Annotated in this window: 1 protein-coding gene; it reads right to left on the reverse strand. The window is 68.7% G+C overall.

The window, feature by feature from the left end:
• A partial coding sequence (locus AC1DYI_RS36630; RefSeq protein WP_477208989.1) for a phosphopantetheine-binding protein occupies window positions 1-1,065 on the reverse strand: 1,065 nt, incomplete at both ends.

The raw sequence follows: 1,065 nt of genomic DNA on the forward strand, positions 1-1,065 counted from the left end.
ATAGAAGGGCTGCGTGAGGTACAGCGCCTGGTCTCCCAGCGATCGATAGAGGCGAACCGCCCAGCGCTGGTACGGCGTGGTCGGGAACACGGCCTCGATGGCGTCGAGGTCGGGCACCAGGCCCGCAATGTCCTGCACCTGCGGCAATTGCCGGGCGACAGCGTCGGAGGTCGGCGCCGGCACGGCCTGCTGGTGCATCACTTCGAGCAGCGCGGCGATCGTGCCGCGTTCGAACAGCTGCTTCGAGGTGAAGACGAAGCCCGCCTGCTTGGCGCGGGAGATGAGCAGGATGCTGCGCACCGAGTCACCGCCGAGCTCGAAGTAGTTGTCTTCGCGGCCCACGCGTTCCAGCCGCAAGACCTCGGCCCAGATCTGCGCAAAACGCCGCTCCTCGTCGGTGCGCGGCTCGACGTAGGCCTTCTTCGGCCCCGCGTCCAGGTCCTTGGGCGCCGGCAGCCTGCGGCGATCCAGCTTGCCGTTCGGGGTGAGGGGCAAAGCGTCCACCGCCACGATCGTCCCCGGCACCATGTAGGCTGGCAGTCGCTCGCCAACGAAGCGGCGYAGCCCCGGCACGAGGTCGCCGAAGCGCCGCTGGCGCAGGTCATTCGTGAAGCGTGACCAGTCCGACGTTGCACGCACCTCGTCCGTCAGCGGCACCTGCGCAGCCGGCACCATCGGCAGATAACGCGGCGATTGCCGGCGCAGCATCAGCCGCATCGTGCCGTCTGCGCCCTCATCGTCCGTCGACCAGCCGATACGCACGTGGTAGCCCAGCCGCTCGCCCACCGCCCACACATCTTCAGGTTCAACGGTCTCGGGCAGTTCGGCGCTCAGTGCCGAGCGCAGCTCGCCCACCGTACGCGGCCCGTCTTCCGCCGCGAGCAGGGCGATCGCCCTCAGCTCTTCGGCCAGACGGGCGTTGGGCACGTGGTCGATGTCGACCGTGTCGGGCGCTTCAATTCGCAAGCGTTCCTCGAGCGCAGCCAGCGTGAGCCGCTCGCGTTGCCAGCTCCAACGCGCCAGCGTCTCTTCCTCGACGGGGCGTTGGCCCAGGTGAAGGATCGC

This window comes from Ideonella sp. P3_A4 (assembly GCF_056403075.1).